This is a genomic window from Glutamicibacter sp. ZJUTW, assembly GCF_008370855.1.
Taxonomy (GTDB): Bacteria; Actinomycetota; Actinomycetes; order Actinomycetales; family Micrococcaceae; genus Glutamicibacter; species Glutamicibacter nicotianae.
Genome location: NZ_CP043624.1, coordinates 3,462,532 through 3,484,407 on the forward strand (window position 1 = coordinate 3,462,532; position 21,876 = coordinate 3,484,407).

16 protein-coding genes and 2 pseudogenes are annotated in these 21,876 nt (G+C 61.0%); 8 read left to right on the top strand and 10 right to left on the bottom strand.

Annotated features, from left to right (window positions below; all coding sequences use genetic code 11):
• Positions 1–66: 66 nt before the first annotated feature.
• Positions 67–1,452, bottom strand: coding sequence for an NAD-dependent malic enzyme (locus F0M17_RS16230; protein WP_149597577.1), 1,386 nt, complete (start codon positions 1,450–1,452; stop codon positions 67–69).
• Positions 1,453–1,670: 218 nt separating this feature from the next.
• Here F0M17_RS16230 and F0M17_RS16235 point away from each other — a divergent pair, with 218 nt between their 5' ends.
• Together F0M17_RS16235 and F0M17_RS16240 are read left to right on the top strand one after the other, a co-directional pair.
• Positions 1,671–2,444 carry an IclR family transcriptional regulator gene (locus F0M17_RS16235; protein WP_066142971.1) on the top strand — a complete coding sequence of 258 codons (774 nt, stop codon included), beginning with the start codon at positions 1,671–1,673 and terminating at the stop codon, positions 2,442–2,444.
• Between the two features lie 134 nt (positions 2,445–2,578).
• Positions 2,579–4,300: a 3-ketosteroid-delta-1-dehydrogenase gene (locus tag F0M17_RS16240; protein ID WP_149597578.1), complete on the top strand. Its 1,722-nt coding sequence runs from the start codon at positions 2,579–2,581 to the stop codon at positions 4,298–4,300.
• A 22-nt stretch (positions 4,301–4,322) separates the two neighbouring features.
• On the opposite strand, the gene F0M17_RS16245 is transcribed toward F0M17_RS16240, so the two are convergent.
• The 4 genes and pseudogenes from F0M17_RS16245 to F0M17_RS16260 all read right to left on the bottom strand — a co-directional run bounded on the left by F0M17_RS16245 (position 4,323) and on the right by F0M17_RS16260 (position 9,285).
• Positions 4,323–6,176 carry an ABC transporter ATP-binding protein gene (locus tag F0M17_RS16245; protein ID WP_149597579.1) on the bottom strand — a complete coding sequence of 618 codons (1,854 nt, stop codon included), beginning with the start codon at positions 6,174–6,176 and terminating at the stop codon, positions 4,323–4,325.
• 225 nt (positions 6,177–6,401) lie between these two features.
• A pseudogene (locus F0M17_RS16250) lies at positions 6,402–6,586 on the bottom strand (transposase); the annotation flags it as partial.
• Between the two features lie 119 nt (positions 6,587–6,705).
• The gene (locus F0M17_RS16255) at positions 6,706–7,812 is read right to left on the bottom strand and encodes a zinc-binding dehydrogenase (RefSeq protein WP_149597580.1); all 1,107 of its coding nucleotides are present in this window, start codon (positions 7,810–7,812) and stop codon (positions 6,706–6,708) included.
• A 93-nt stretch (positions 7,813–7,905) separates the two neighbouring features.
• Entirely contained in the window at positions 7,906–9,285 is a 1,380-nt protein-coding gene (locus tag F0M17_RS16260) for an MFS transporter (RefSeq protein WP_210416664.1), read from the bottom strand.
• A 92-nt stretch (positions 9,286–9,377) separates the two neighbouring features.
• Here F0M17_RS16260 and F0M17_RS16265 point away from each other — a divergent pair, with 92 nt between their 5' ends.
• Entirely contained in the window at positions 9,378–10,856 is a 1,479-nt protein-coding gene (locus tag F0M17_RS16265; protein WP_149597581.1) for an NAD-dependent succinate-semialdehyde dehydrogenase, read from the top strand.
• A gap of 14 nt (positions 10,857–10,870) precedes the next feature.
• Here F0M17_RS16265 and F0M17_RS16270 read toward each other — a convergent pair whose 3' ends face one another.
• On the bottom strand, positions 10,871–11,599 hold the full coding sequence (locus tag F0M17_RS16270; RefSeq protein ID WP_149597582.1) for a GntR family transcriptional regulator: 729 nt from the start codon (positions 11,597–11,599) through the stop codon (positions 10,871–10,873).
• Between the two features lie 57 nt (positions 11,600–11,656).
• On the opposite strand from F0M17_RS16270, the gene lhgO reads away from it, so the two are divergent.
• Together lhgO and F0M17_RS17620 are read left to right on the top strand one after the other, a co-directional pair.
• The gene (lhgO, locus tag F0M17_RS16275) at positions 11,657–12,910 is read left to right on the top strand and encodes an L-2-hydroxyglutarate oxidase (RefSeq protein ID WP_149597583.1); all 1,254 of its coding nucleotides are present in this window, start codon (positions 11,657–11,659) and stop codon (positions 12,908–12,910) included.
• A gap of 425 nt (positions 12,911–13,335) precedes the next feature.
• Positions 13,336–13,890 (top strand): annotated as a pseudogene (locus tag F0M17_RS17620) (dicarboxylate/amino acid:cation symporter); the annotation flags it as partial.
• 161 nt (positions 13,891–14,051) lie between these two features.
• On the opposite strand, the gene F0M17_RS16285 reads toward F0M17_RS17620, so the two are convergent.
• Positions 14,052–14,648: a TetR family transcriptional regulator gene (locus F0M17_RS16285; protein WP_149597584.1), complete on the bottom strand. Its 597-nt coding sequence runs from the start codon at positions 14,646–14,648 to the stop codon at positions 14,052–14,054.
• Positions 14,649–14,842: 194 nt separating this feature from the next.
• Here F0M17_RS16285 and F0M17_RS16290 point away from each other — a divergent pair, with 194 nt between their 5' ends.
• Together F0M17_RS16290 and F0M17_RS16295 are read left to right on the top strand one after the other, a co-directional pair.
• Complete coding sequence (locus F0M17_RS16290) at positions 14,843–15,871, top strand: aldo/keto reductase (protein ID WP_149597585.1); 1,029 nt, start codon at positions 14,843–14,845, stop codon at positions 15,869–15,871.
• Positions 15,872–15,946: 75 nt separating this feature from the next.
• Complete coding sequence (locus F0M17_RS16295) at positions 15,947–16,741, top strand: carbon-nitrogen hydrolase family protein (RefSeq protein ID WP_149597586.1); 795 nt, start codon at positions 15,947–15,949, stop codon at positions 16,739–16,741.
• Between the two features lie 13 nt (positions 16,742–16,754).
• Here the strand turns inward: F0M17_RS16295 and F0M17_RS16300 are convergent, their stop codons facing one another.
• The 3 genes from F0M17_RS16300 to F0M17_RS16310 form a co-directional block, all read right to left on the bottom strand.
• Positions 16,755–17,630, bottom strand: a complete 876-nt coding sequence (locus tag F0M17_RS16300; protein WP_149597587.1) for a serine aminopeptidase domain-containing protein — start codon at positions 17,628–17,630, stop codon at positions 16,755–16,757.
• Positions 17,631–17,688: 58 nt separating this feature from the next.
• Positions 17,689–19,050: an APC family permease gene (locus F0M17_RS16305; protein ID WP_149597588.1), complete on the bottom strand. Its 1,362-nt coding sequence runs from the start codon at positions 19,048–19,050 to the stop codon at positions 17,689–17,691.
• 345 nt (positions 19,051–19,395) lie between these two features.
• On the bottom strand, positions 19,396–20,061 hold the full coding sequence (locus tag F0M17_RS16310) for a TetR family transcriptional regulator (protein ID WP_168202048.1): 666 nt from the start codon (positions 20,059–20,061) through the stop codon (positions 19,396–19,398).
• 111 nt (positions 20,062–20,172) lie between these two features.
• On the opposite strand from F0M17_RS16310, the gene F0M17_RS16315 reads away from it, so the two are divergent.
• Positions 20,173–21,816 (top strand): amidohydrolase, encoded by a 1,644-nt coding sequence (locus tag F0M17_RS16315; protein ID WP_149597590.1) that lies wholly within the window; start codon positions 20,173–20,175, stop codon positions 21,814–21,816.
• Positions 21,817–21,876 lie beyond the last annotated feature (60 nt).

Below are 21,876 nucleotides of genomic sequence, written 5' to 3' on the forward strand. Positions count from 1 at the left end.
CCTCTTGTGCTCTGTTCCATTGAAAGGGTGCGTTGACATGCACCCTTGGGTCTTGCTGCGCAGCGCCTACTTGGCGGCGGCTGCGTCCTGCACCGCCAGTGCGACATCGGAGGCGACCTGTGGGTCGAATACCGACGGGATGATGAATCCTGGGTTCAGCTCTGATTCGCTGACTCGGGCGGCAATGGCATCCGCGGCGGCCAGGAGCATGGCGTCGGTGATCTCGGTGACGCCTGCATCCAGCAGCCCGCGGAAGAAACCTGGGAATGCCAGGACGTTGTTGATCTGGTTCGGGAAGTCGCTGCGCCCGGTGGCGACCACTGCGGCGTGGCGGCCTGCAATCTCCGGGTCCACCTCGGGATCCGGGTTGGCCATGGCGAAGACGACGGCGCGCTCGTTCATCGCGGCGATATCCGCTTCGTCCAGCACGTTCGGGGCCGAGACGCCGATGAAGACATCTGCGCCGACGACGGCTTCCTTCAGGGTGCCGGTGAAGTTCTCCGGGTTGGTGTTCTGAGAGAGCCAGATGCGGTGCGCATCGGTGTAGCTCTCGTTGCGGCTGATCGCGCCGTTGCGTCCGCAGGCGATGATGTTCTTTGCGCCGCGGGCCATGAGCAGCTGGATGATCGCGTTGCCGGCCGCGCCGACGCCGGAAACCACGATGCGCAGGTCCTCGATCTTCTTGTCCACGACTTTCACCGCGTTCAGCAATGCGGCCAGCGTGACAATTGCGGTGCCGTGCTGGTCGTCGTGGAAGACCGGGATGTCCAGCTCCTCGCGCAGCCGCGCTTCGATCTCGAAGCAGCGCGGGGCGGCGATGTCCTCGAGGTTCACCCCGCCGTAGACCGGGGCCAGCGCCTTGACGATCTTGATGATCTCCTCGGTGTCCTGGGTGTCCAGGCAGACCGGCCAGGCATCGACGTCGGCGAACTGCTTGAACAGCGCGGCCTTGCCTTCCATGACCGGCAGGGCCGCGGCCGGGCCGATATTGCCCAGTCCCAAGACTGCCGAGCCGTCGGTGACCACGGCGATGGTGTTGCGCTTGACCGTCAGGTTGCGCGCGTCGGCAGGGCTCTCTGCGATGGCCATGCAGACACGGGCGACACCGGGGGTGTAGGCGCGGGAGAGGTCGTCGCGGTTTCGCAGGGCCACCTTGGGGGTGACCGAGAGCTTGCCGCCCAGGTGCATCAGGAAGGTGCGGTCCGAGACGTTGCGCACGCTCACGCCGTCGAGGTTGTCCAGTGCAGCGCGCACGGTCTCGCCGTGGGCCACGTCGGTGGTGTTGCAGGAAACGTCCACCACCATGTGGGTGTGGTTCGACTCGGTGACATCCAAGGCCGTGATGTGCGCGCCGGCCGAGCCGACAGCGCCGGCCAGTTCGCTGGTCGCGGTAATCGACGCAGGCGTCTGGACGCGAAGGGTGAGTGAATATCCCGGGCTTGGTGCTGCCATCTGATCCTCCTGTAAAAGTTTTCCGTATAGTGGATACTATTATCCTCAAAATGAAAATGCAAGTGTGTTTTGTGGCGTGGGGCACGATTTTTTGACGGCTTAATATCGGATCGTGGAAGAAATGGCCGATTCTGCGCTATTCTTGGGACAAGGATTTCGCATCGTAGAAGTAATGCGCAGTCGGTTTCCGAAAACCACTGCCTGTACAAGGAGCAAAGATGACGCAGACTGCCAGCAAGTCCACCACCGGCGGCGTCCAGTCCGTCGAACGCGCTTTTGAGCTCCTGGAAGTCATCGCGCGGGCCGGCGGCGAAGCAGCGCTCAGCGAGCTCGCCGCCGACACCCCCCTGCCATTGCCGACCATCCACCGATTGCTGCGCACACTGGTGGGCGTGGGCTACGTGCGCCAGCTGCCCAATCGCCGCTACTCGCTGGGCCCGCGGCTGATCCGGTTGGGCGAAGTAGCCAACCGCCAGCTGGGCGCCCTGGCTTCCCCTGCACTGAAGGAACTGGTCGCGAAGCTGGGCGAATCGGCGAATATCGCGGTGCTCGATGGCGATATGGTCACCTACATCGCCCAGGTCCAGTCAGCCCACTCGATGCGCATGATCACCGAAGTAGGCCGCCGCGCCATGCTGCACAACTCCGGGGTCGGCAAGGCCGTGCTCTCGGTGCTCGATGACGAGCGCGTGCAGCGCCTGGTCTCGCAGGCGGGCATGCCGCCGAAGACCGCCAACACCATCACCACCCTGGGCAAGCTGTTCACCGATGTCGAGGCGACCCGCGAGCGCGGCTACGCCGTCGACGAGGAAGAGCAGGAATTGGGCGTCCGCTGCATCGCCGTGCCGGTTCCGGGCGCACCCACGCCGATGGCAATTTCGGTCTCCGGCCCGGTCACCCGCGTGGACGACGAGTTCACGAAGAAGGCCGTTCCGGTATTGCAGGAAGCCGCCCGCGAGCTCGGCCGCCAGCTGGTGGCCGCCGCCGACTAGCCAGGCGGTTCCTCCGTCCTCGGTGAACTGCGCTTGTCCCTGCCAGCGGGACTGCACCGCCTGCGCGACCAGCTGCTCGACTAGCGTGGGCTGGCAAAAGGGCTGAGGCCCGGCATCGCGCAGAGGAGTCCGACATGGCATCGAAAACCGTTCTTGCACCCGTCACCATCGACCAGCACGAAGTCGACCTGCTGGTCATCGGCTCCGGCACCGGGCTGGCCACCGCGTTGGCCGCGAAGGAACTGGGCCTGGACGTTGCAGTGGCCGAGAAGACCAAATACGTGGGCGGCTCCACCGCCCGCTCGGGTGGCGCCTTCTGGATTCCCGCCAACCCGGTGCTCAAGCGCGAGGGCGCCGTCGACTCCCTGGAGCGCGGCGAGAAGTACATCGCATCCGTGGTGGAAGGCTCCGGCCCGGCCGAGCGCTGGAAGGCCTTCCTTCAGCACGGTGACGAAACCGTGAAGATGCTCGAGCGCATGACCCAGCTGAGCTTCTTCTGGGCCAAGGGCTACAGCGACTACCATCCAGAAGAACCGGGAGGCAGCGCCGCGGGCCGCTCGGTCGAGTCGCGCCCCTTCGACCTGAACAAGCTCGGCGGCCAGCTGGGCCGCTTCCAGCCAGCCACCATGGCCGCCCCGATGCCGATGCCGGTGACCGGCGCGGACTACAATTGGATGAACCTCATTGCCAAGGCCCCGCACAAGGCCTTCCCGCGCATCGCCAAGCGCCTCATCCAGGGTGCCGGAGGGCTGCTGATCGGCCGCAACTACAGCGCCGGCGGCCAGGCCATCGCCGGCGGCATGTACGCCGGGGCGCTGGATGCGGGCATCCCGGTCTGGACCGAAGCGAAGCTGGTGGATCTCGAATTCACCGGTTCGGCGGTCACCGGAGCGGTCCTGGAGCAGGGCGGCGAACGGGTGAGCGTGCGCGCCAAGCACGGCGTGGTGCTGGCAGCCGGCGGCTACGACCACAATATGGCGATGCGCCAGGAGCACCAGAGCCCGTCGCTCATCGAGGACCTGAGCCTGGGCGCCAAGGGCAACCACGGCGACGCCATCCAGTTGGCGCAAAAGCACAACGCCCAGCTGGCCAGCATGCAGCAGTCCTGGTGGTTCCCGGCAGTGGCCCCGCTCAAGCCCGGATCCTCGCCGAAGGTCCTGCTGGCCGAGCGTTCGCTGCCCGGATCATTCATGGTGGACCAGTCAGGGCGCCGATTCATCAACGAATCCACCGACTACATGGGCTTCGGGCAGGAAATCCTGCGTCGCGAAGCGGATGGCGACCCCGTGGGATCGATGTGGCTGATCTTCGACCAGGCCTACCGCGACAGCTACATCTTCGCCGGGCAGTGCTACCCGCGGATGGCGCTTCCCGAGTCCTGGTACAAGGCCGGGATAGCAAACAAGTCCTCGTCCATCGGCCAGCTTGCGCAGAAGATCAATGTTCCCGCACAGGTGCTGGAACAGACCCTGGAAGCATTCAACGAGGGTGCCGGTACCGGAATCGACGACCAGTTCGGACGTGGCGAGTCAGCCTACGACCGCTACTACGGCGACCCGACCCAGCAGCCGAACCCGAACCTGCGCGCACTGGATGGCAAGGCCTACTACGCGGTGAAGATCGTGCTCTCGGACCTGGGCACCTGCGGCGGCGTGATGACCGATGCCCATGGCCGCGCGCTGGGCACCTCCGGCGAGGTCATCGAGGGGCTCTACGCCCAGGGCAATACCGCCGCGAACATCTTCGGCAACGTCTACCCGGGGGCCGGGGCCACCATTGGGCAGGGCCTGGTCTTCGGCACCATCATCGCCACCCATGCAGCGCAGAAGGCCCGCGACCTGGTCGCCAGCGCCTAGCCTTCTTCGCGTCCGAGAGCGGCTACTGCGCGAACTGGGTGGCGTGCAGCTCGCTGTAGCGCCCGCCCAATGCCAGCAGCTCGCTGTGCGTGCCGCGCTCAAGAATGCGCCCGCCCTCCACGACCAGGATCTGGTCTGCCGAGCGGATGGTCGACAGGCGGTGGGCGATGATCAGCGCGGTGCGGTTTTCCAGCGCTTCGCCCAGCGCCGCCTGCACCGCGGCCTCGTTGGACGAGTCAAGCGCGGCGGTGGCCTCGTCCAGGATGACCACCTGGGGAGCTGCCAGCAGCAGGCGGGCAATGGTCATGCGCTGGCGTTCGCCGCCGGAGAGCCGGTAGCCGCGTTCCCCCACCACGGTGTCCAGTCCATCGGGCAGGGCGGCAATCACCGGCTTGAGCCGGGCGCGCTCCAGCGCCTCCCAGATCTGCTCATCGGTAGCTTCCGGACGGGCCAAAGCCAGATTGGAGCGGATGGACTCGTGGAACAGGTGCCCGTCCTGGGTGACCATGGAGACCGTCGAGCGCAGCGAGTCCAGCTTGAGCTGGCGGATGTCTTGGCCGGCCAGTTCGATGCTGCCCGAGTCCACGTCGTACAGGCGGGCAAGCAGCGAGGCGATGGTGGATTTGCCGGCGCCGGATGAACCTACCAGCGCAAAGGTCTGTCCCTCGGGGATCTCGAAGTCGATATCGTGCAGGACCTCTTCGCCGCCGCGGGTGTCAAGCACTGCCACTTCTTCCAGCGAGGCCAGCGAAACCTTGTCAGCGCTCGGGTAGGAGAAGTCCACGTGGTTGAATTTCACCGGCACTGCGCCGGCCTCAAGCCGACGGGCATTCGGCGCATCGGCAATCAGCGGCTGAAGGTCCAGCACCTCGAAGACGCGGTCGAAGCTGACCAGCGCGCTGGTGATTTCCACGCGAGCGTTGGCCAGGGCGGTCAGCGGCGTGTAGAGGCGGGTGAGCAGCATGCCCAAAACCACCACGTCGCCGGCGGCCAGGTCGCCGCGCACCGCGTACATTCCGCCCAGGCCGTAGACCAGTGCGAGGGCCAGGGCAGCCACCAGGGTCAGCGCGGCGACGAAGTAGAACTGGCGCATGGCCATCTTCACGCCGATATCTCGCACCTTTCCGGCACGCAGCGCGAACTGCTCGGACTCGTCCTTGGGGCGGCCGAACAGCTTGATCAGGGTGGCGCCGGGTGCGGAGAAGCGCTCGGTCATCTGGTTGCCCATGGTCGCGTTCAGCTCCGCGGATTCGCGGCGCAGCAGGGCCACGGACTTGCCGAAGTGGCGGGCGGGCAGCAGGAAGATCGGCAGCAGCACCAGCGCGATCAGCGTGACTTGCCACGAGGTGGTGAACATGACGCCCGCGGTGAGCACCAGCGCCACGGTATTGGAGACCAGTCCGGACAGGGTTCCGGCGAAGGCTGACTGCGCACCGATAACGTCGTTGTTCAAGCGGCTGACCAGCGCACCGGTCCGGGTGCGGGAGAAGAACGCCACCGGCATTTTCTGCACATGGTCGAAGACCGCGGTGCGCAGGTCATAGATGATTCCCTCGCCCAGGCGCGAGGAGAACCAGCGGACGACTACTGAAACCACGGCGTCCAGGATCGCAATCACCGCCATGAGCAGCGCCAGGTTGACGATCGTTCGGATGCCGGATTGCGCGACAATCTCGTCGACCACCCGTCCCGCGAGCACCGGGGTGATCACGGCCAGCACGGCGGCCAGGATGGAGAAGATGACGAAGACCAGCAGGCGGGACTTGTAGCTGGCGGCAAATTTCAGCACCCGCTTGGGCGTGGTGGGAGCGTAGGCCTTGCCCTTGTCTCCCGACAGCTTCCATAGCGAATGCCAGGCGGCGCTTTCCATGCTCATTAGCGAGTGCTCTCAATCCTGCTGGAGTTAATCGGTGGGACGCTTGAACCCAATGATCTCAGTAAGCGCCCCCCGCCTCTACGTAGGCAAAGCTTACGTCCCGGTCTGGTTGCATGAAAGAACCTCCTTGCCGGCGGCAGCAAGATCACGCATGGAGCCCCTGGCAATTCCAAGCTCGCCCTCAGTGCATGAGCTGGCGTGCTCAGCGTAGAAAGTGAGGAACTCAGGTCCGCGTTCCTCGACTTCCGCTTCTGGGTGCTCGGTGCGGTAAGCGCGGACCCAGTCGCCCAGGATTCCTTCGTTGATGCCTAGAGACGCTGCGACCTCGACCAAGCTCTTCTGGGACGAAATCACTAGTTCGACTGCTTCGGCACGGAACCCCGGGGAGTGAACTTCTGACGTTTGGACATGCACTCATTCTCCTACGAACGCGTGTCTCGCAACATCATGACAGCTCACTCCCCGGGGCATCGGTTTAGGTGGTTTCACTCTAAATCAGGAAGAGCCAATACGTTGTAACTGGGCCTTGTTAGTCGGTGCTGGTTTGTGGGCGAAGTGCGGCTTTGGTGACCCGGCCAGATGCTACGTCATTGAGCGCGTCATTAACGTTCTCCAAATCGTAGGTGGAAAGAATCGAGGCTAAGTCGTGGTTCTTCACCAGATGGGGCAGGGACTTGATGTACTTAACGTAGTGGGCTGGAGAGAAGCCCCAGGAACCGAACATCTTTAGCTGTTTCTTGGTGATCTTATGTGGGTTGATCGCAGTGGGACCGTGATCCGTGTACTGTCCGAGGACCAAGACCTGCGCGTTCGGTCGGGCCAAGTCGATGGCTTCAGCTACAGCAGACGGAACGCCCGCGCATTCGATAACGATGTCAGCGCCTCGAGGTGCGATTTCTTGAAATGCGGCTAAACGTTCTTCAGCACTCGGGTAGGTATCCATATCGATAGCGACGTCCGCCGCGCCGATCTTCAATGCGACCTCGATACGCGAGGAAGGGCCGCCGAGCAGAATAACTTGGGCCGCGCCCATGGCTTTCGCGTACATGGCAGAGGCCAACCCAACAGGACCTGCGCCCTGAACTGCCACGACCGAACCAGGCTCGATACTGAGATTCTCGACCACCCCATGGATCGCCGTTGGACCGGCACACCCAAGGGTAATGGCCTCTTCAAAGCTGACCGTATCGGGTAACTTGATGATAGTTGTTCCAGCTTCGAGAGAGATTGTCTCTGCCCATCCGCCCTGTAGGTGTGGTTCGTTTGTGGCCGTCCGATTGATCCCGTAAATCTTACGGTTCTGGCACAGGGTCGGCTCTCTAAGGACAAGGCATTCGTAGCAAGTGCCACAGGGGATGTTGTTTGCCCATACCACGCGGTCTCCTACGGCAAGAGGCTCGCCTTCGACATCGGTGTCTAAGCCTTTGCCTAGGGCACGGATTCGCCCTACGCCTTCATGACCCATGGCTATTGGAAGCGGGACGGAAAGATGACCAGTTCGAAGATGAACATCGGTGCCACAGATTCCGCCAAGGGCTACGTCTACCAGAGCACCTCCTGGTTCCACCTCTGGCATTGGGAATTCTTGTAATTCAACCGAGGTATTGAATTCTGTCAATACTGCTAACTTAGGCATGGAAATACTCCTGTTGTGGTTTTTGCCCGGACTTCTTCCCAAAAGAGAAAAGGCTGTTATTGATTTTTGGGTGGCAGTAATTCGCCCGAGTCGTCATGGCGTCACGCTAGAAGATGCACGTGCTTCGGGGCGATCGATCCGCTTCTTTGCCGGTCGGCTTAGGGCGATTGCAGTGAAACCGACTGCGGCAGCCACCGCGATGTAGGTGGCCACGGCCATGGAGGAGCCGGTGCTCTGCATTAGGTACTCGGCGATAAATGGTGCTGGCGCAGAGGTGATGATGCCGCCGATCTGGTAGGCCAACGAACTGCCGGTGAAGCGAACCTCAGGCTGGAACAGTTCGGGGATGAAGCTTGCAACGACTGCATAGGCAGTGGCGTGGGTGATAGGAAGGGCAATGATCATAGCGCCGAGGGCCGCCATGAGCTGGCCGGTATTTACAAGCCAGAACACTGGATAGATTAGCAGAGCGACCATTGCGGCCCCAGCGAGCATAATCTTCTTCTTGCCCAATCGATCGGCAAGCATTGCAACCATTGGAATAGTGAAGACTTGAATGAATGCAGCGATGATCAACGCCATGAATACAGAATCACGGTTTAGTCCCACGTGGGTTGGGCCGTAGCTGAGCAGGTAAACGGAAGAGATGTAGAAGATGATGTTTGGCGATGCCAGCGTCAAGGTACCTAGAATCAGTGGCCACCATGCGGTGCGGATGAGCTCGAACAGCGGAACACGGACTTCACGCTTCTCGGACTTCATCTTGAGAAATTCAGGTGATTCAGTGATGCGCAGGCGAATGAACAACCCGACGACGATTAACAGTGCTGAGATCCAGAACGGTACACGCCAGCCCCAAGCATGGAAGGATGCCTCGTCCATTTGCTGCATCAGCAAGAAGATGGTGGAGGAAAGCACCAGAGCCGCAGGTACGCCTGACTGGGTCCACGAAGCGTAGAAAGCCTTCTTCTTTTCCGGAGCGTGTTCTAAGGCCATGAGTACTGCACCGCCCCATTCGCCGCCTACTGCCAAGCCTTGGAGGAAGCGCAGCAGCACCAGCAAAATAGGAGCCCAAATGCCGATGGCATCATAGTTTGGCAGGAAACCCACAATGAAAGTGGACATGCCCATCAGCATCAATGACCACACCAGAATAGTCTTGCGGCTTACCTTGTCTCCGAAATGGCCGAAGATGATACCGCCAAATGGACGGGCGATAAAGGCTACCGCGAATGTTGCGAGCGCCGCCAAGGTCCCTGCTGCAGGAGAAAGCGCAGGGAAGAATTGGTCGTTGAGCACAAGTACTGCGGCGGTGCCAAAAATGTAGTAGTCGTACCACTCGATTGTGGTGCCGATCATTGATGCCGCGGCGACGCGCCTGGCCGGCGGTAGATGCGAATGTGCAACGGTGGACATGCTTTGCTCCATCTCGAATTCCTGTGACATTGCCATCAGGTAAGTATTATGAATCACACCAATCCTTGCTTGCATGTAACATGTATGTCAAGAAGCATTGCCAGGACTAATGTGAAAATGTCCTAATTTCAGAAACACGAGGGTGGCAAATGAGTACCGAAATTTGGAAGAAAATATCTTGGAATGAAGGGGAAATCGAACTCCCACTAGGGCTTTACATCAATGGAGAGTGGCGGGCTGCGCAGGGAGGTAAGGTCTTTTCCGTACAGAACCCCGCTGATGAAACCGTGATCGCGGCCGTGGCAGATGCAGGCACCGAAGACAGCCTCGAGGCGCTTTCCGCGGCGACAGCGGCTCAGGGCGCCTGGGGTAAGACCACAGCACGCCACCGTTCCAACGTCCTTCGTTCCGTTTACGAACTGCTCAAGGAACGCAAGGAAGAAATTGCATGGGTCATGTCCCTTGAAATGGGCAAGCCGCTGGCCGAAGCGCGCGGTGAGGTTCAGATCTCGGCAGACTACTTTCAGTGGTTTTCGGAGGTCGTCACCCAGCAACAGGGAACCTACACTGAGTCACCAACTGGTGATTTCAAGATCATCACTACCCATCAGCCAGTTGGTCCGTCCTACTTGGTAACACCATGGAATTTCCCGCTCTTCATGGGCGCTCGCAAGGCCGCGGCGGCTTTAGCCGCAGGATGCGCCATCATTATCAAGCCAGCAGCGTTGACTCCGTTGGTAACCCATATGTTCGTACAGGTTCTGCACGAAGTGGGGCTGCCCCAGGGTGTGGTCAACCTTGTAACGACTAGCTCCTCATCCGCGCAGTCGAAGGTTCTCATGTCACGCCCTGAACTGAAGAAGGTTAGTTTCACCGGCTCCACTGCCGTGGGTGTGACTCTACTGAAGCAAGCCGCTGACAATGTCATGGCCACTTCAATGGAGCTAGGCGGCAATGGGCCATTTGTTGTTCTTTCCGATGCCGATTTGGATGCCGCCGCGGAGGGAGCAGTGGTCGCTAAATTCCGCAATGCCGGTCAGGTCTGCGTCGCTGCCAACCGCATCATTGTTGAGAAGTCTGTGGCTGCTGCCTTCAAAGAACGATTTGTCGCCAAGGTCGCAGAACTCAAAGTGGGATCTGGCACTGACGCCTCGGTTAATATCGGTCCGCTGGTAGATGAAAAACAGCGTCATAGCGTCCAGCAATTGCTTGGCAAGGCTGTTGAGGAAGGCGCAGAAATCCTCTTTGGCGGTGGCGCCTTCGAAGGTCCAGGATTCTTCGTCAATCCCACTGTGGTAACCAACGCTTCAACGGACTCGGCGATCGCCACCAGTGAGATTTTTGGCCCAGTCGCTTCCATCTATGAAGTTGAAGGCGATGAAGCAGCGCTGGATCTTGCCAACCAAACGCCATTCGGATTGGTCTCCTATGTTTACACACGCGATGTAAGTCAAGCTCTGAAGGCTGCTGAGAAACTCGACAGCGGAATGGTCGCAGTCAATCGCGCTGTCGTGGCCGATCCTGCCGCACCCTTCGGAGGGATCAAGGCATCCGGGTTCGGCAAGGAAGGAGGTCACGCCGGGATCAAGGAGTACCAGATTGAAAAGTACATCGCTCTGAGCATGTGATCTGCACTGCGGTTTTAAAGGACGCCCTCGCTAGGCGTGGACAACCAAGCAAAAGATTGCTCAACATCGGCCGTCGCAAATTCGGGACAGTTCAGAGTTTCCTGTTGGATCAGAACTTGTGCCGTATTGGCGATGTGCCGGAAGACCGCACGACCGACCGCCTGTGGATCACCTTCTCGATATCCACTGATGATATCGGCGTGGTCGTTGAAGCATTCCATTGCCGAACGGGAGGTGGGAACGGTGCCTACACCCGTACTGAGCACGAAATCGCGTTGTTCCTGAAGGATGACTAAAGCTTTTTCGTTCCCGGAACCGGACAGCAACGTTTGATGGAAGTCCCTGTCAGCACGCAACACCGCGTTAGGGTCACCAGATTCCGCAGCTGTCAAAAATTGTGCAACTGCAGATTCGAATTCAGCCGAAGCAGAATCGTTCTTATTAAGCGTTGCCAGTCGGGACAACGGAACCTCAAGCATGATGCGGACCTGAAAGACCTGAAGCAACGCATCTAGCGAGGTTTTGAGGACTCGGAATCCTCTTTTGTCTTCAATACGTACCATGCCACGACGCGCGAGTTCCATCAGGGCTTCACGGACGGGGGTACGCGAAACGCCGAGCTTCCGAGCTACCTCTGAACCTGTATATAGCGGCCCAGGGATAAGGGAACCCTTGATGATTTCCAACCGGATCGAGTCGACAGCCTGTTCAGTCAGTGTGGCATTGCGGTTAACAGATTCCATTTACCTATTGTTCCAGTTCAAGTAAGAGTAAAGAAAATTCCTAAGGAGAGACATACCATGTCTAACTATTCGTTTGGCGTCGTGGGCGCAGGCATCATCGGAGCGGCGGTGGCACGAGAACTGATGCATGTTCATCCTGGTGCTCAGATCACCATCATAGAGAAGTCCAACGAAGTTGCAGCACACCAGACCGGACATAATTCCGGTGTTGTGCACGCAGGCTTATATTATCAGCCGGGAAGTCTGAAGGCGCGCCTGTGCCGACGTGGTGTTGACCTGCTGCGAGACTACGCGATCTCCAGAGACGTTCCCTACGAAGAGTGCGGAAAGCTTGTTGTTGCCCTCACTGAGGAAGAAGAGAACCGGGTCCGGGATATCTACAAGCGGGCCAAGGCTAACGGCGTTCCCGATGTGGCACTCATCGGGCCAGACGAGATGCGGAAAATTGAACCAAATGCGGTTGGCCGGCTCGCCCTGCACTCGCCCCACACCGCGATCATCGACTATGCAGCTGTGACCCGAGCACTGATCGAGGAAGTGACGGCAGGCGGAGCAAATCTCCTATTGAACACCGAGGTTAAGGGAATCTCTAATTTTGAGGACCGCTGCACCGTAACCGTCGATCGTGACGGGCAGAGCGCCACCCACCAGTTCGACTACCTGATCGTATGCGCAGGTCTGCAATCCGACCGACTGGCTCAATTGGCAGGCGGATCTCCCTACCCCAAGATAGTTCCATTCTTCGGCCAGTATTCGAAGCTCGCCCCGGAACATCGCAACATCTTGAACGGATTGGTATACCCGGTTCCCGACCCTGATTACCCATTCCTCGGTGTGCATCTGACTAAACGTGTGGACGGAGAAATGCTGGTCGGGCCCAACGCGTTCCTCTCCTTCGGACGCGAGAACTACAATGGATGGCGCATCAGCATTAAAGACACCCTTGATGTAGCATTCAGCCGAGCCTTCTGGAAATTTGCTTCCGGAAACATCAAAGCAGCCATCCATGAAGTCGGCGCCGTGATTTCCCGCAAGAAATTTCTTGCAGGTGCCGCAGCCTACGCTCCCGATTTAGACGGAGCAGTTTCAACGCCAATCACACGCGGAATACGCGCGCAGGCAATGGACGAGAACGGGCATCTGGTTGACGATTTTGTCATCGAGCACTTGGACCGAGTTACTGTCCTACGAAATGCACCTTCTCCTGGAGCTACCTCCTCACTGGCAATCGCCGAGCATCTCGTTGAAAATCTTGGGCAAAACTTGAAAGAAGTTAACAAGCACGCTCCGGGATCGGATAACAGGCGATAACGCAAGATAGCCATAACCGGCTCTATTCAACAACCTCGTGGCAGATGGGGAGACAGCGCAAACATGAATCTAGTAGCTGGCTCACGAGACGCACTTCCTCGGCCACGGAAGCCAGCGAAAACAAGTCCAGAAAGAGTAGTTATTTCCCTATTCGACTCCGCCGGAGGATTTGTATCCTGGCCAACGTTCAACCCACGAATCAGTGGTTGACGTATTTGGGGCGAGGAACCGGGTTCACACGTCGAGGAGTGGCGGGGCTAGTTTCTAATGAATTATTTGCGAGGGAGGAAACACAACGAACGAAACAGTGTAAGCCGCTGGATATGCGTTCTGGTTGTAATCTCTGGCCGTCAGCTTCATATTGCTTGGACTGCTTTGCAGTCAGGAAGACTACTTCGACGATTGAGGGGAGATCATCCAGGCAATATGAAGTATTCTCGTTGCTGTTCCTGGCGCAGGCATTCGGGCACAATCTCAGCTCCGGCCAGCAGCTCGCCGCGCTGGGCATCTTGCCGCTGGCCTCCAAGGGCATGGCAGGCGTCCCCGGATCCTCGTTCTTGGCGTTGTCGGCGACCGCCGCGGCCCTGGGCATCTTCCCGGTGGCCGGCGTGGCCCTGCTGCTGGGCGCAGACCGCATCATGGATTCGATGCGCGTCACCGTGAACCTGCTGGGCAACTGCGTAGCAACCTTCGTGGTTGCCAAATGGGAAGGGCAGTTCGACCGAGAGGCGATGAAGCGTGCTTTCGCCGGCGAAATCACCAATGAGGACCCTGCCCGCATGCTCGGACGCGATGAGGAATGGGAAACCATCGAGGCCGAACGCATCGCCCAAGGCGGCCAGCCTTCACCGAAGTTCGGCGGCGGCCCCTCCCCGGATGCCCTGTCCAAATTCGATATGAAGCCCGCGACTGAAGCCGAAGCGGCTGCGGCGGCACGAAAAAGCCACTTCGATGACGAACGTGCCGAGGTGCGCAACTGAGGCAAGCCGAATGCTTCAAGGGAAAATGCGGCGATCCTGAACACGAAACGGCCGGCGTGCACTGGAATCGTTCCAGGGCACGCCGGCCGCTCTCCGTTCTACTCGCCAGCTTTGGTCCGCGGCCATTGTTGTGCGTAGTTTGCCATAGCTTGCACCGGTTCCTAGTGCTTCACCACCCAGTTGTCATCGATCATCGCGGCGAAGTCGAAAGCCTCATCAAGGATCTCGCGCAGCGTGCTCCCGGCGGTGCCAACCCAGCGGTCCAGCGCATGGCCGTACAGGGACAGGCCCAGCAAAGCGGCGGTTTCGGCCAGCCGCTGGTTCGCGCAGAACGGCGAGAGCGCCTGGGCCAGCGCCGCCTGCTGCTCACGCAGGGATTCCTGCCAGCTTGCCCGCAGCGCAGGGGTGCTCCGGATCAATTCAATGCGGCTGATCATTGTCACCGGATCCTGTTCAGCGAACGCCACTGCCGGTTCGAAGCTGCGGCGCAAGAGCTCCAGCAAGCTCTCCCCCGGCTGCGACGTCATGGAGCGGGCCATATCGGCGAAGTGCCCGGTCATGGAACGCAGCGCGGTAACCACCGCATCCTCTTTCGAGGAGAAGTACCGGAAGAACGTTGCGCGGGAAATTCCGGCGGCTTGGGCAGCTTGCTGGACGGTGACGTTCTCTACACCGCGTTCGGCGAACACGGCATAGGCCTGTTCCGCCAACTCCACTTTCATCTTTTCGCGAACCCGATCGCGAACCACGCTGCCCATGGCAAGAATCTTACTCTGAGATCAATTCGCGAAAGTGAGACGCAGTCTCTTTATCCAAGTCATCAGACATTCGGCTAGGGTGTGTCGCGGTGGTTGCGGTTCGCGGGGCTCAATATTTCCTCGAACGTGAGGCCATTCCGTTTCCGCTTCGCTAGGCTCTGGTACAGAAAAACCGACTACTGATGAGGACAAGCATGGCACAGCAGATCGCAAACCGCATCGACCTCGGCCAAGGACTGGAAACCACTGCGCAGGGTTTTGGCTGCATGTCGCTGAGCGGGCCCTACGGCGCGGCCGACGATGCCGAATCCTTGCGCACACTGAACCACGTCATTGATCGCGGCGTGACGTTCCTGGATACCGCCAACATCTACGGCGATGGGCACAACGAAGCCCTGCTGTCCCAGGTGCTGAAAACCCGACGGGACGAAGTCACGCTGGCAACCAAGGCGGGTATCGTCCGCCCGAAGAACCCGGGAGATCCACGCGCCAACGGCGACCCCGCCTTCATCAAGAAATGCATGGACGAGAGCCTGCAGCGCCTCGGCGTGGACCACGTGGACCTGTACTACTACCATCGCGTGGATTCCCGGGTCCCGATTGAGGAGACGGTCGGCGCCTACAAGGAGCTGGTCGAAACGGGGAAAATCCGGCACATCGGATTATCCGAGGTGACCTCCCAAGAGTTGCGCCGAGCCCATGCGGTGCATCCGATTTCCGCGATCCAGATGGAGTACTCAATTTTCAGCCGCGACATCGAGCGCTGGCTGCTGCCCACCGCCAGCGACCTGGGCGTGGGCCTGGTGACCTACGCGTCGCTGGGCCGCGGATACTTCACCGGAGAAGTGGATTCACTGGAACAGCTGGAGGCCGGGGACATCCGCCGCAACTTCCCGCGCTTCGAGGCATCCCGCATGGAGCACAACCAGCCGCTGCGCCAAGTCATCAATGATGTGGCCGAACGCGAGAACATCTCCACCGCCCAAGCATCGCTGGCCTGGGTCTATGAAAAGGCCCGCGTATTCGATGTGGCCGTCTCGCCGATTCCGGGGACCCGCTTCAGCGCGCACTTCGATGACAACCTGCAGGCACTGGATGTCCGCTTGTCCGCGGAATCCCTGTCGGCACTGGATGCCTTGGCCGCCCAAGTGGACGGCGAGCGCCAGAAGGACGTGATGTCGGTGTCCAAGGGCCGCGAAGAAGTCCAGATGGCCCAGATGTAGCTTCGCTGACCGCTACTGCGTAGAGTCGTGAGCGTAGCGCATCGCCACCCGTTCGCCACAGGAAAGGACTATCCCATGAGAATCGCTTTGGCGCAGGTGCTGAGCACCGCTGATCCCCAGCGCAATCTGGTGACGGTGCGCGATCATGCCCGCCAGGCGAAGGAGGCAGGGGCAACGCTGGTGGTCTTTCCCGAGGCGATGCAGGTGTCTTTCGGCCATGATCTCGCCAAATACGCGCAGGCTCTGGATGGCCCCTGGGCTACGCTGATTCGCCAGCAGGCGCGGGAGATCGGCATCACCATCGCCACGGGCATGTTCACCCCCGGCGAGGGCGGACGGGTACGCAACACCTTGCTGGTCGCCGGCGACGGGGTTGACACCCACTACGACAAGATCCATCTCTACGATGCCTTCGGCTACGCCGAGTCGGATTCAGTGACACCCGGCCAGTCCCCGGTGCAGTTCGAGCACGAGGGCGCGATCATCGGACTGGCCACCTGCTACGACTTGCGATTCCCGCGCTTGTTCACCCGCCATGCGCAGGCTGGCGCGTTGATCTGCATTGTCAGCGCTTCGTGGGGCCAGGGCGAGGGCAAGGCCGAGCAGTGGACCACCCTGGCACAGGCTCGCGCCTTGGATTCAACCACGTTCGTGGTGGCGGTGGACCAGGCTGATCCGCAAAGTGTTGGCCGCACGGTCACCGGCACGGCGCCTTTGGGCGTCGGCCACTCGCTCGTGGTTGATCCGCTGGGCCGCGTTATCGCCCGGGCCGGCGCGGAGCCCGAACTGCTGGTCGTGGACCTGGACCTCGATCAGGTCGAAGTCGCGCGCCAGCAGCTGCCGGTGCTGGCCAACGCGGTCGACCTGTAGCCAGGCGGCTGGCTCAGCGGTTCCGGCTCTCCAGCCACTGCAGCATGTCCGGCCAGGCGGCATCCCCGACCCCGCGCCGCATCAGTCCGTGATGCCCGATAGCTGGCACCCCGAGCTCATCTGGCGTGCAGGTCCGGCGCTGTACCGGGGCCGAGACCAGGTGCCCGGTCAGCTGGTCCATCTGCCGCGGCGAGGCCCACAGGTCATCACTCGCGCCGACCGCCAGGATGGGAATCCGGGTTCGGGCTGCACGCGTCCGGGCCTGCATGCTCGGGTCATCGAAGAAGTAGTTGGGTTTCCGGATCCAGCGGCTCCATTCGAGCAAGGCAGCTGCCGGGATATCTTCGCCCAATCCGAGTTTCTGCCCGGGCATGTACCCCATGGCCCGGCTGAGCACCGGGCCCAGGACGTTCAGTATTGCGGTGACCCGGGCCCGTTCCTGCCACGGGGTGATGGTCCGCGAAGCGGCCACATGGCTGGCGACGATAACCGCTGCCGACAGCGCTTCGGTGCCGTAATCCAGGATCAGCCCATGCCCTCCGATGCTGTGGCCCACTGCGTAGTGCGGAAGGTCGGGGTAGCTCTCGGCCGCCCACCGCGCGACGGCTGGGATATCCTGCTGGATCCAGTCGCGCATCCGCAGGCTGCTGTGTTCCTTGGGCGAGCCGGACAGCCCGGTCCCCCGGTAGTCGTAGGTCACGGCAATCATTGAGGAGCGCGTCGCCATTTCAGCCAAGGCGCGATAGAAGCGCTGCGGGGTGGCGGTCGCCGGATGAATCACCAGCACGCCGCGCGGGGCTCCTGCTGGCTTGAACACCGTGGCCTGGACGCTGTCCTTGGCAGTGACGAGAATGCGCACTGATTCGCTGGTGATGCTCTGAAGCTGCATACCGCCATCCTAGCCAGATGTTACTGATCAGTAAACGGGCTTTTCGCGGCACAGGATACTAATCAGCAAGATCCAGCATTGGTGCTTTACGCTTGAATCCACCAGTCACGTAGGCGAGATACACCAGGCCCAGCCCGATCCAGGCCAAGCCGATCACCAGCGAGAGAGCACTGAGGCTCGTCCATAGCCAGATTGTCAGCGCCAGGCCAATCAGCGGAAGCACCAGATAATTGACCGTAGCCGCCATTCCGCGTTGGCGGTGGGCCAAGAAGAAGTACTTGATCACGGCGAGGTTCACTGCAGAGAAGGCGACAAGTGCGCCGAAGCTGATCATCGCGGAGACCATTTCCAGGCTCGCGAACAGGGCGGTCAGCGAAATCAGGGAAACGATGATGATTACGAACGTCGGGGTCTTGAAGCGGGGGTGCAGGTACCCGAAGACCCGACGGGGAAGCACGCCGTCGCGTCCCATGCTGTAGAGGATTCGCGACACCGATGCCTGCGAGACAAGCGCCGATCCCATTGCGCCGCAGATGAATCCGGCGGTGAAGAAGATGGAGAGGAATTGGCCGCCCGCGGTGAAGACCACATCAATGGAGGCCGAATCCGCGTTCGCGAATTCATGGCTCGGGTAAACCAGATGCGAGAGGTAGGCCAGGGCCACGAACAGGAAGCCGCAGATCAAGGTCGTCAGCAAGATGGCGCGCGGCAAATCGCGCTTCGGATTGCGGGCTTCCTCGGCGAATGTCGTGATCGAGTCGAAGCCCAGGAAGGAAAGGCAGAGGATCGCAGCGCCCGCGGCCAGTGGAGCGAATCCGCCCGCCTCCCCGGAACCGCGCAATGGGGCAAAGAGGTCAACGGTGGCCTGCCCGCGGAGGTAGGCAATGGAGAAGCCGACGAACAGGATGATGAACAGGAACTGGAAACCGATAATCACGATGTTCGTTCTGGCCACAGAAACAATGCCGATGATATTAAGGACTGTCACCAGCACCATCCCAGCCAGCATGAAGGCCCAGGGCGGAATCGCCGGGAAGAACTCGTTGAGGTAGATCCCCAAGAGCAGGTAGTTGATCATGGGCAGGAAGAGGTAATCCAGCAGGAGCGCCCAGCCGGCCATGAAACCGATATTCGACCCGAAAGAGCGCTGGGTGTAAACGTAGGCAGATCCGCCTACCGGGAAAGCCTGCGACATCAAGCCGTACGATCGTGCCGTGAAAAGCATCGCGACCAAGGTGATCGCGTAAGCTACCGGAAGCCGGCCGCCGGTAATTTCGGTGACAATGCCGTAGGTGCTGAAGATGGTCAGCGGCACCATGTACACCATGCCGAAAAGCACCAGGTTAGGCAGCCCGAGCACCCTGTTCATCTGCGCGGGTGCTTCCGCTGCGCTTCGCACGCCTTGCTGGACCTGCTTCATCGTGGCTCCTTCTGTGCAATTGCCCCATCGCCACTCCATGACGAGTCAGACGTTCCAGGGCATCCGCACTCACTGCCCTAAATAATGAATATCGTTCACTTAATGTAGTGACATAGCTCACCGAAAACAAGGGGGATCTGTCCGCAAGGCGATGTTTCGGGCAGGTGAACCGGGGCGAATATTTGCCGTGGAACCCGCACGGGCAAGGCGGATCACCTGCATGACTTGGAGCTTGTTGATCACGGCATGCGGTGGAGGCATCCCGCTTCGGAAACGACGGCAGACCAAAATAAATTTATATTATTAATTTCAGGGAAACATCCGCCTGCAGAAATCAACGGGCCGCTAGGACTGGGAGACTTCCCGCTCGACCGCGGAAATGATCGCCCGGAGCCCGAACTCAAATGACTGGTAGCTGACGCTGGTGCGAGCCTGCCGCGCATAGGCCTCACCCAGATCCATCACCTCGCCGTGGCTGCTGCGGACAGTTCCCCGGTCGTCTGCCGGCACGGTGGCAACATGGGCCCCCGGGGCGACGATATCCAGGGCAGCCCCGACAATCAGCGACTCGATCGCCACCATGACCATGAGAATGCGCGGCACGGCCACACCGGCGCGGCGCAGGATCCGCCCCATTTCCTCATAGATGACACCGGATTCCGATTCCTCGGAAATGGGCGTGGCGACAATCAGTTCCACTGCCGCGGGAACCCGGAGCAGCGCTTCGCGGAAGAGCACCGCGAAATGGAACAGCGCTTCGGTCCACGGCAAATCGGCCAGCATGTTCCGCTCAATGGATCTCACCATGTCGCGGCGCATCAGGTTCACCAGGTGCTGGCGGTTGTCCACGTGGTTGTAGAGCGCAGGCGTGCGCACGCCCAGGGAGCGCGCCAGGCGCCCCATGGAGAACTCCTCTGGCCCGACTTCTTCGAGCAGGGCAAAGGCCGCATCGACAATGCCCTGCTGGGTCAGGATCGGCGTAGCCGGCCGGCCGGCGACTCTTTGCGACATGAGAACCATCCTGCATCGTGGGTTAATCCGATTCCATCCAACCATGGACAGCTGACTCAGCTCCGTTTAGACTCAAAAATAATTAATACCATTAATTTGAGGAGTCGAACGATGACCGGTCCGCAGACGGTGCTTTATGCAAGGACCATCCACACGCTGACCCAGGAACACCCTGCCAGCGCTTTGGGGATCACCGATGGCCGCATCTCGCATGTGGGCACCAGGGAGCAGGCCCAAGGCTGGATCGCAGACGGAACCACGGTCATCGACTACGGCGAAGCCGCGATTACCCCGGGGCTCGTAGATGCGCACATCCATCCGGTCTTCGGGCAGTCAGTGGCCCGAGGCGTCTTCCTCGGCGATGCTAGGACACTTGATGAGGCCAAACGGCTCATCGCAGGGCATGCGCAGGCCTGTGCCCCCGGGGATGTTGTACTCGGCCATGGACTGAACGTGGCGATCTTCGGCACCGCGGAGCCCAGCGGGCAGTTCCTCGACGATGCCGCCCCGGGGCGGGCCAGCTATGCCACCTGCTTCGATGCGCATTCAGCCGTGGCCTCCTCGGCGATGCTCCAGCGCGCGGGCATCGACGGCACCGAGAGCTTCGCCGACGGCTCCAGCGTCGTAGTGGACTCCGATGGCCGGCCCACGGGCTTCCTCCGGGAATTCGCGGCCATGGCGCTAGCCGAAAAGGCCCTGCCGGTGCTGGGCATCGACGACAAGGTGGAAGCCGTCTACCGGCTGCTGCGGGACATGGCGGCCAGCGGGCTGACCGGCGGGGAAATGCTGGATCTGGCCGATCCTGATTCATTGGAGATCTTCCGGCGCCTGGAGCTGCGCGGCGAATTGCCCATCAAGCTGCGCATCGCCCCGTGGATCATGGCCAGCGATCCGGCAGAAACCCTCGACCAGGTCATCGCGCTGCAGGCAAAACGCGGACGGCGCTGGCAGGTGCGCGGCGCCAAGCTGATGATCGACGGCACCGTGGACAACGGCACGGCGTGGCTCTACGAACCGGACACCGAGGGCGAATCCACCGAATCCCTGTACCCGGATCCGAATCGCTACCTGGCCAATCTGCGCGCCCTTGCGCAGGCCGGCGTGACAACCACGACCCATGCCATCGGCGACCAGGGCATCGGCTTCGTCATTTCCGCCATCGCATCGCTGCCCGGCAATGGGCTGCGCCACCGGATCGAGCATCTCGAAGAACTCAACGACGAGGATTTCGCCCGGCTCAAGGCTTCCGGGGCCACCATCAGCATGCAGCCCACGCATTGCACGCATTTCGTCCGCGCCGACGGATCGGATGCCTGGTCCCGGCGGTTGGGCAAGCATCGCGCAAGCTTCGCCTACCGCCTGCGTGATGTCAAGGATGCCGGCATGGTGCTGGCGCTGGGCTCAGACTGGCCCATCGCCCCCTTCGACCCGCGGCTGATCATGGCGGACGCGCAGACCCGCAGGCGCACCGAAGTGCCCGGCAGCGACAGCGTGCAGCCACGGCATCGCCTGTCGGCTCGCGAAGCCCTGGAAGGCTACACCGTGAACGTCTACGAAAGCACCGGGGCCACCGGCGGCCGCTTGGAAGCCGGGATGCCCGCGGACCTGACCATCTTCGCAGCAGATCCGCTATCTGCATCGCCGGAAGAGCTGGGCACCTTGGCCGTGCTGGGCACCTATGTCGATGGCCGGCTGGTGGATTTGGAAGCCGGGCTTCGGTCCGCCCACGCGCAGCCGGCGAGCGCGGGCCAGTAGCGGGGCAAGCGCTTGCTGCCGCGCAGCTGGGATAGCCCTTCCACTGGGGCAAATGTCCAC

Bases quoted from the DNA above. Each gene is read 5' to 3' on its own strand.
- F0M17_RS16290 (WP_149597585.1), top strand. From the start codon at position 14,843: ATGGCACAGCAGATCGCAAACCGCATCGACCTCGGCCAAGGACTGGAA.
- F0M17_RS16310 (WP_168202048.1), bottom strand. From the start codon at position 20,061: ATGTCGCAAAGAGTCGCCGGCCGGCCGGCTACGCCGATCCTGACCCAG.
- F0M17_RS16240 (WP_149597578.1), top strand. From the start codon at position 2,579: ATGGCATCGAAAACCGTTCTTGCACCCGTCACCATCGACCAGCACGAA.
- F0M17_RS16235 (WP_066142971.1), top strand. From the start codon at position 1,671: ATGACGCAGACTGCCAGCAAGTCCACCACCGGCGGCGTCCAGTCCGTC.
- F0M17_RS16255 (WP_149597580.1), bottom strand. From the start codon at position 7,812: ATGCCTAAGTTAGCAGTATTGACAGAATTCAATACCTCGGTTGAATTA.
- lhgO (WP_149597583.1), top strand. From the start codon at position 11,657: ATGTCTAACTATTCGTTTGGCGTCGTGGGCGCAGGCATCATCGGAGCG.
- F0M17_RS16285 (WP_149597584.1), bottom strand. From the start codon at position 14,648: ATGGGCAGCGTGGTTCGCGATCGGGTTCGCGAAAAGATGAAAGTGGAG.
- F0M17_RS16245 (WP_149597579.1), bottom strand. From the start codon at position 6,176: ATGAGCATGGAAAGCGCCGCCTGGCATTCGCTATGGAAGCTGTCGGGA.
- F0M17_RS16300 (WP_149597587.1), bottom strand. From the start codon at position 17,630: ATGCAGCTTCAGAGCATCACCAGCGAATCAGTGCGCATTCTCGTCACT.
- F0M17_RS16315 (WP_149597590.1), top strand. From the start codon at position 20,173: ATGACCGGTCCGCAGACGGTGCTTTATGCAAGGACCATCCACACGCTG.
- F0M17_RS16230 (WP_149597577.1), bottom strand. From the start codon at position 1,452: ATGGCAGCACCAAGCCCGGGATATTCACTCACCCTTCGCGTCCAGACG.
- F0M17_RS16295 (WP_149597586.1), top strand. From the start codon at position 15,947: ATGAGAATCGCTTTGGCGCAGGTGCTGAGCACCGCTGATCCCCAGCGC.
- F0M17_RS16265 (WP_149597581.1), top strand. From the start codon at position 9,378: ATGAGTACCGAAATTTGGAAGAAAATATCTTGGAATGAAGGGGAAATC.
- F0M17_RS16270 (WP_149597582.1), bottom strand. From the start codon at position 11,599: ATGGAATCTGTTAACCGCAATGCCACACTGACTGAACAGGCTGTCGAC.
- F0M17_RS16305 (WP_149597588.1), bottom strand. From the start codon at position 19,050: ATGAAGCAGGTCCAGCAAGGCGTGCGAAGCGCAGCGGAAGCACCCGCG.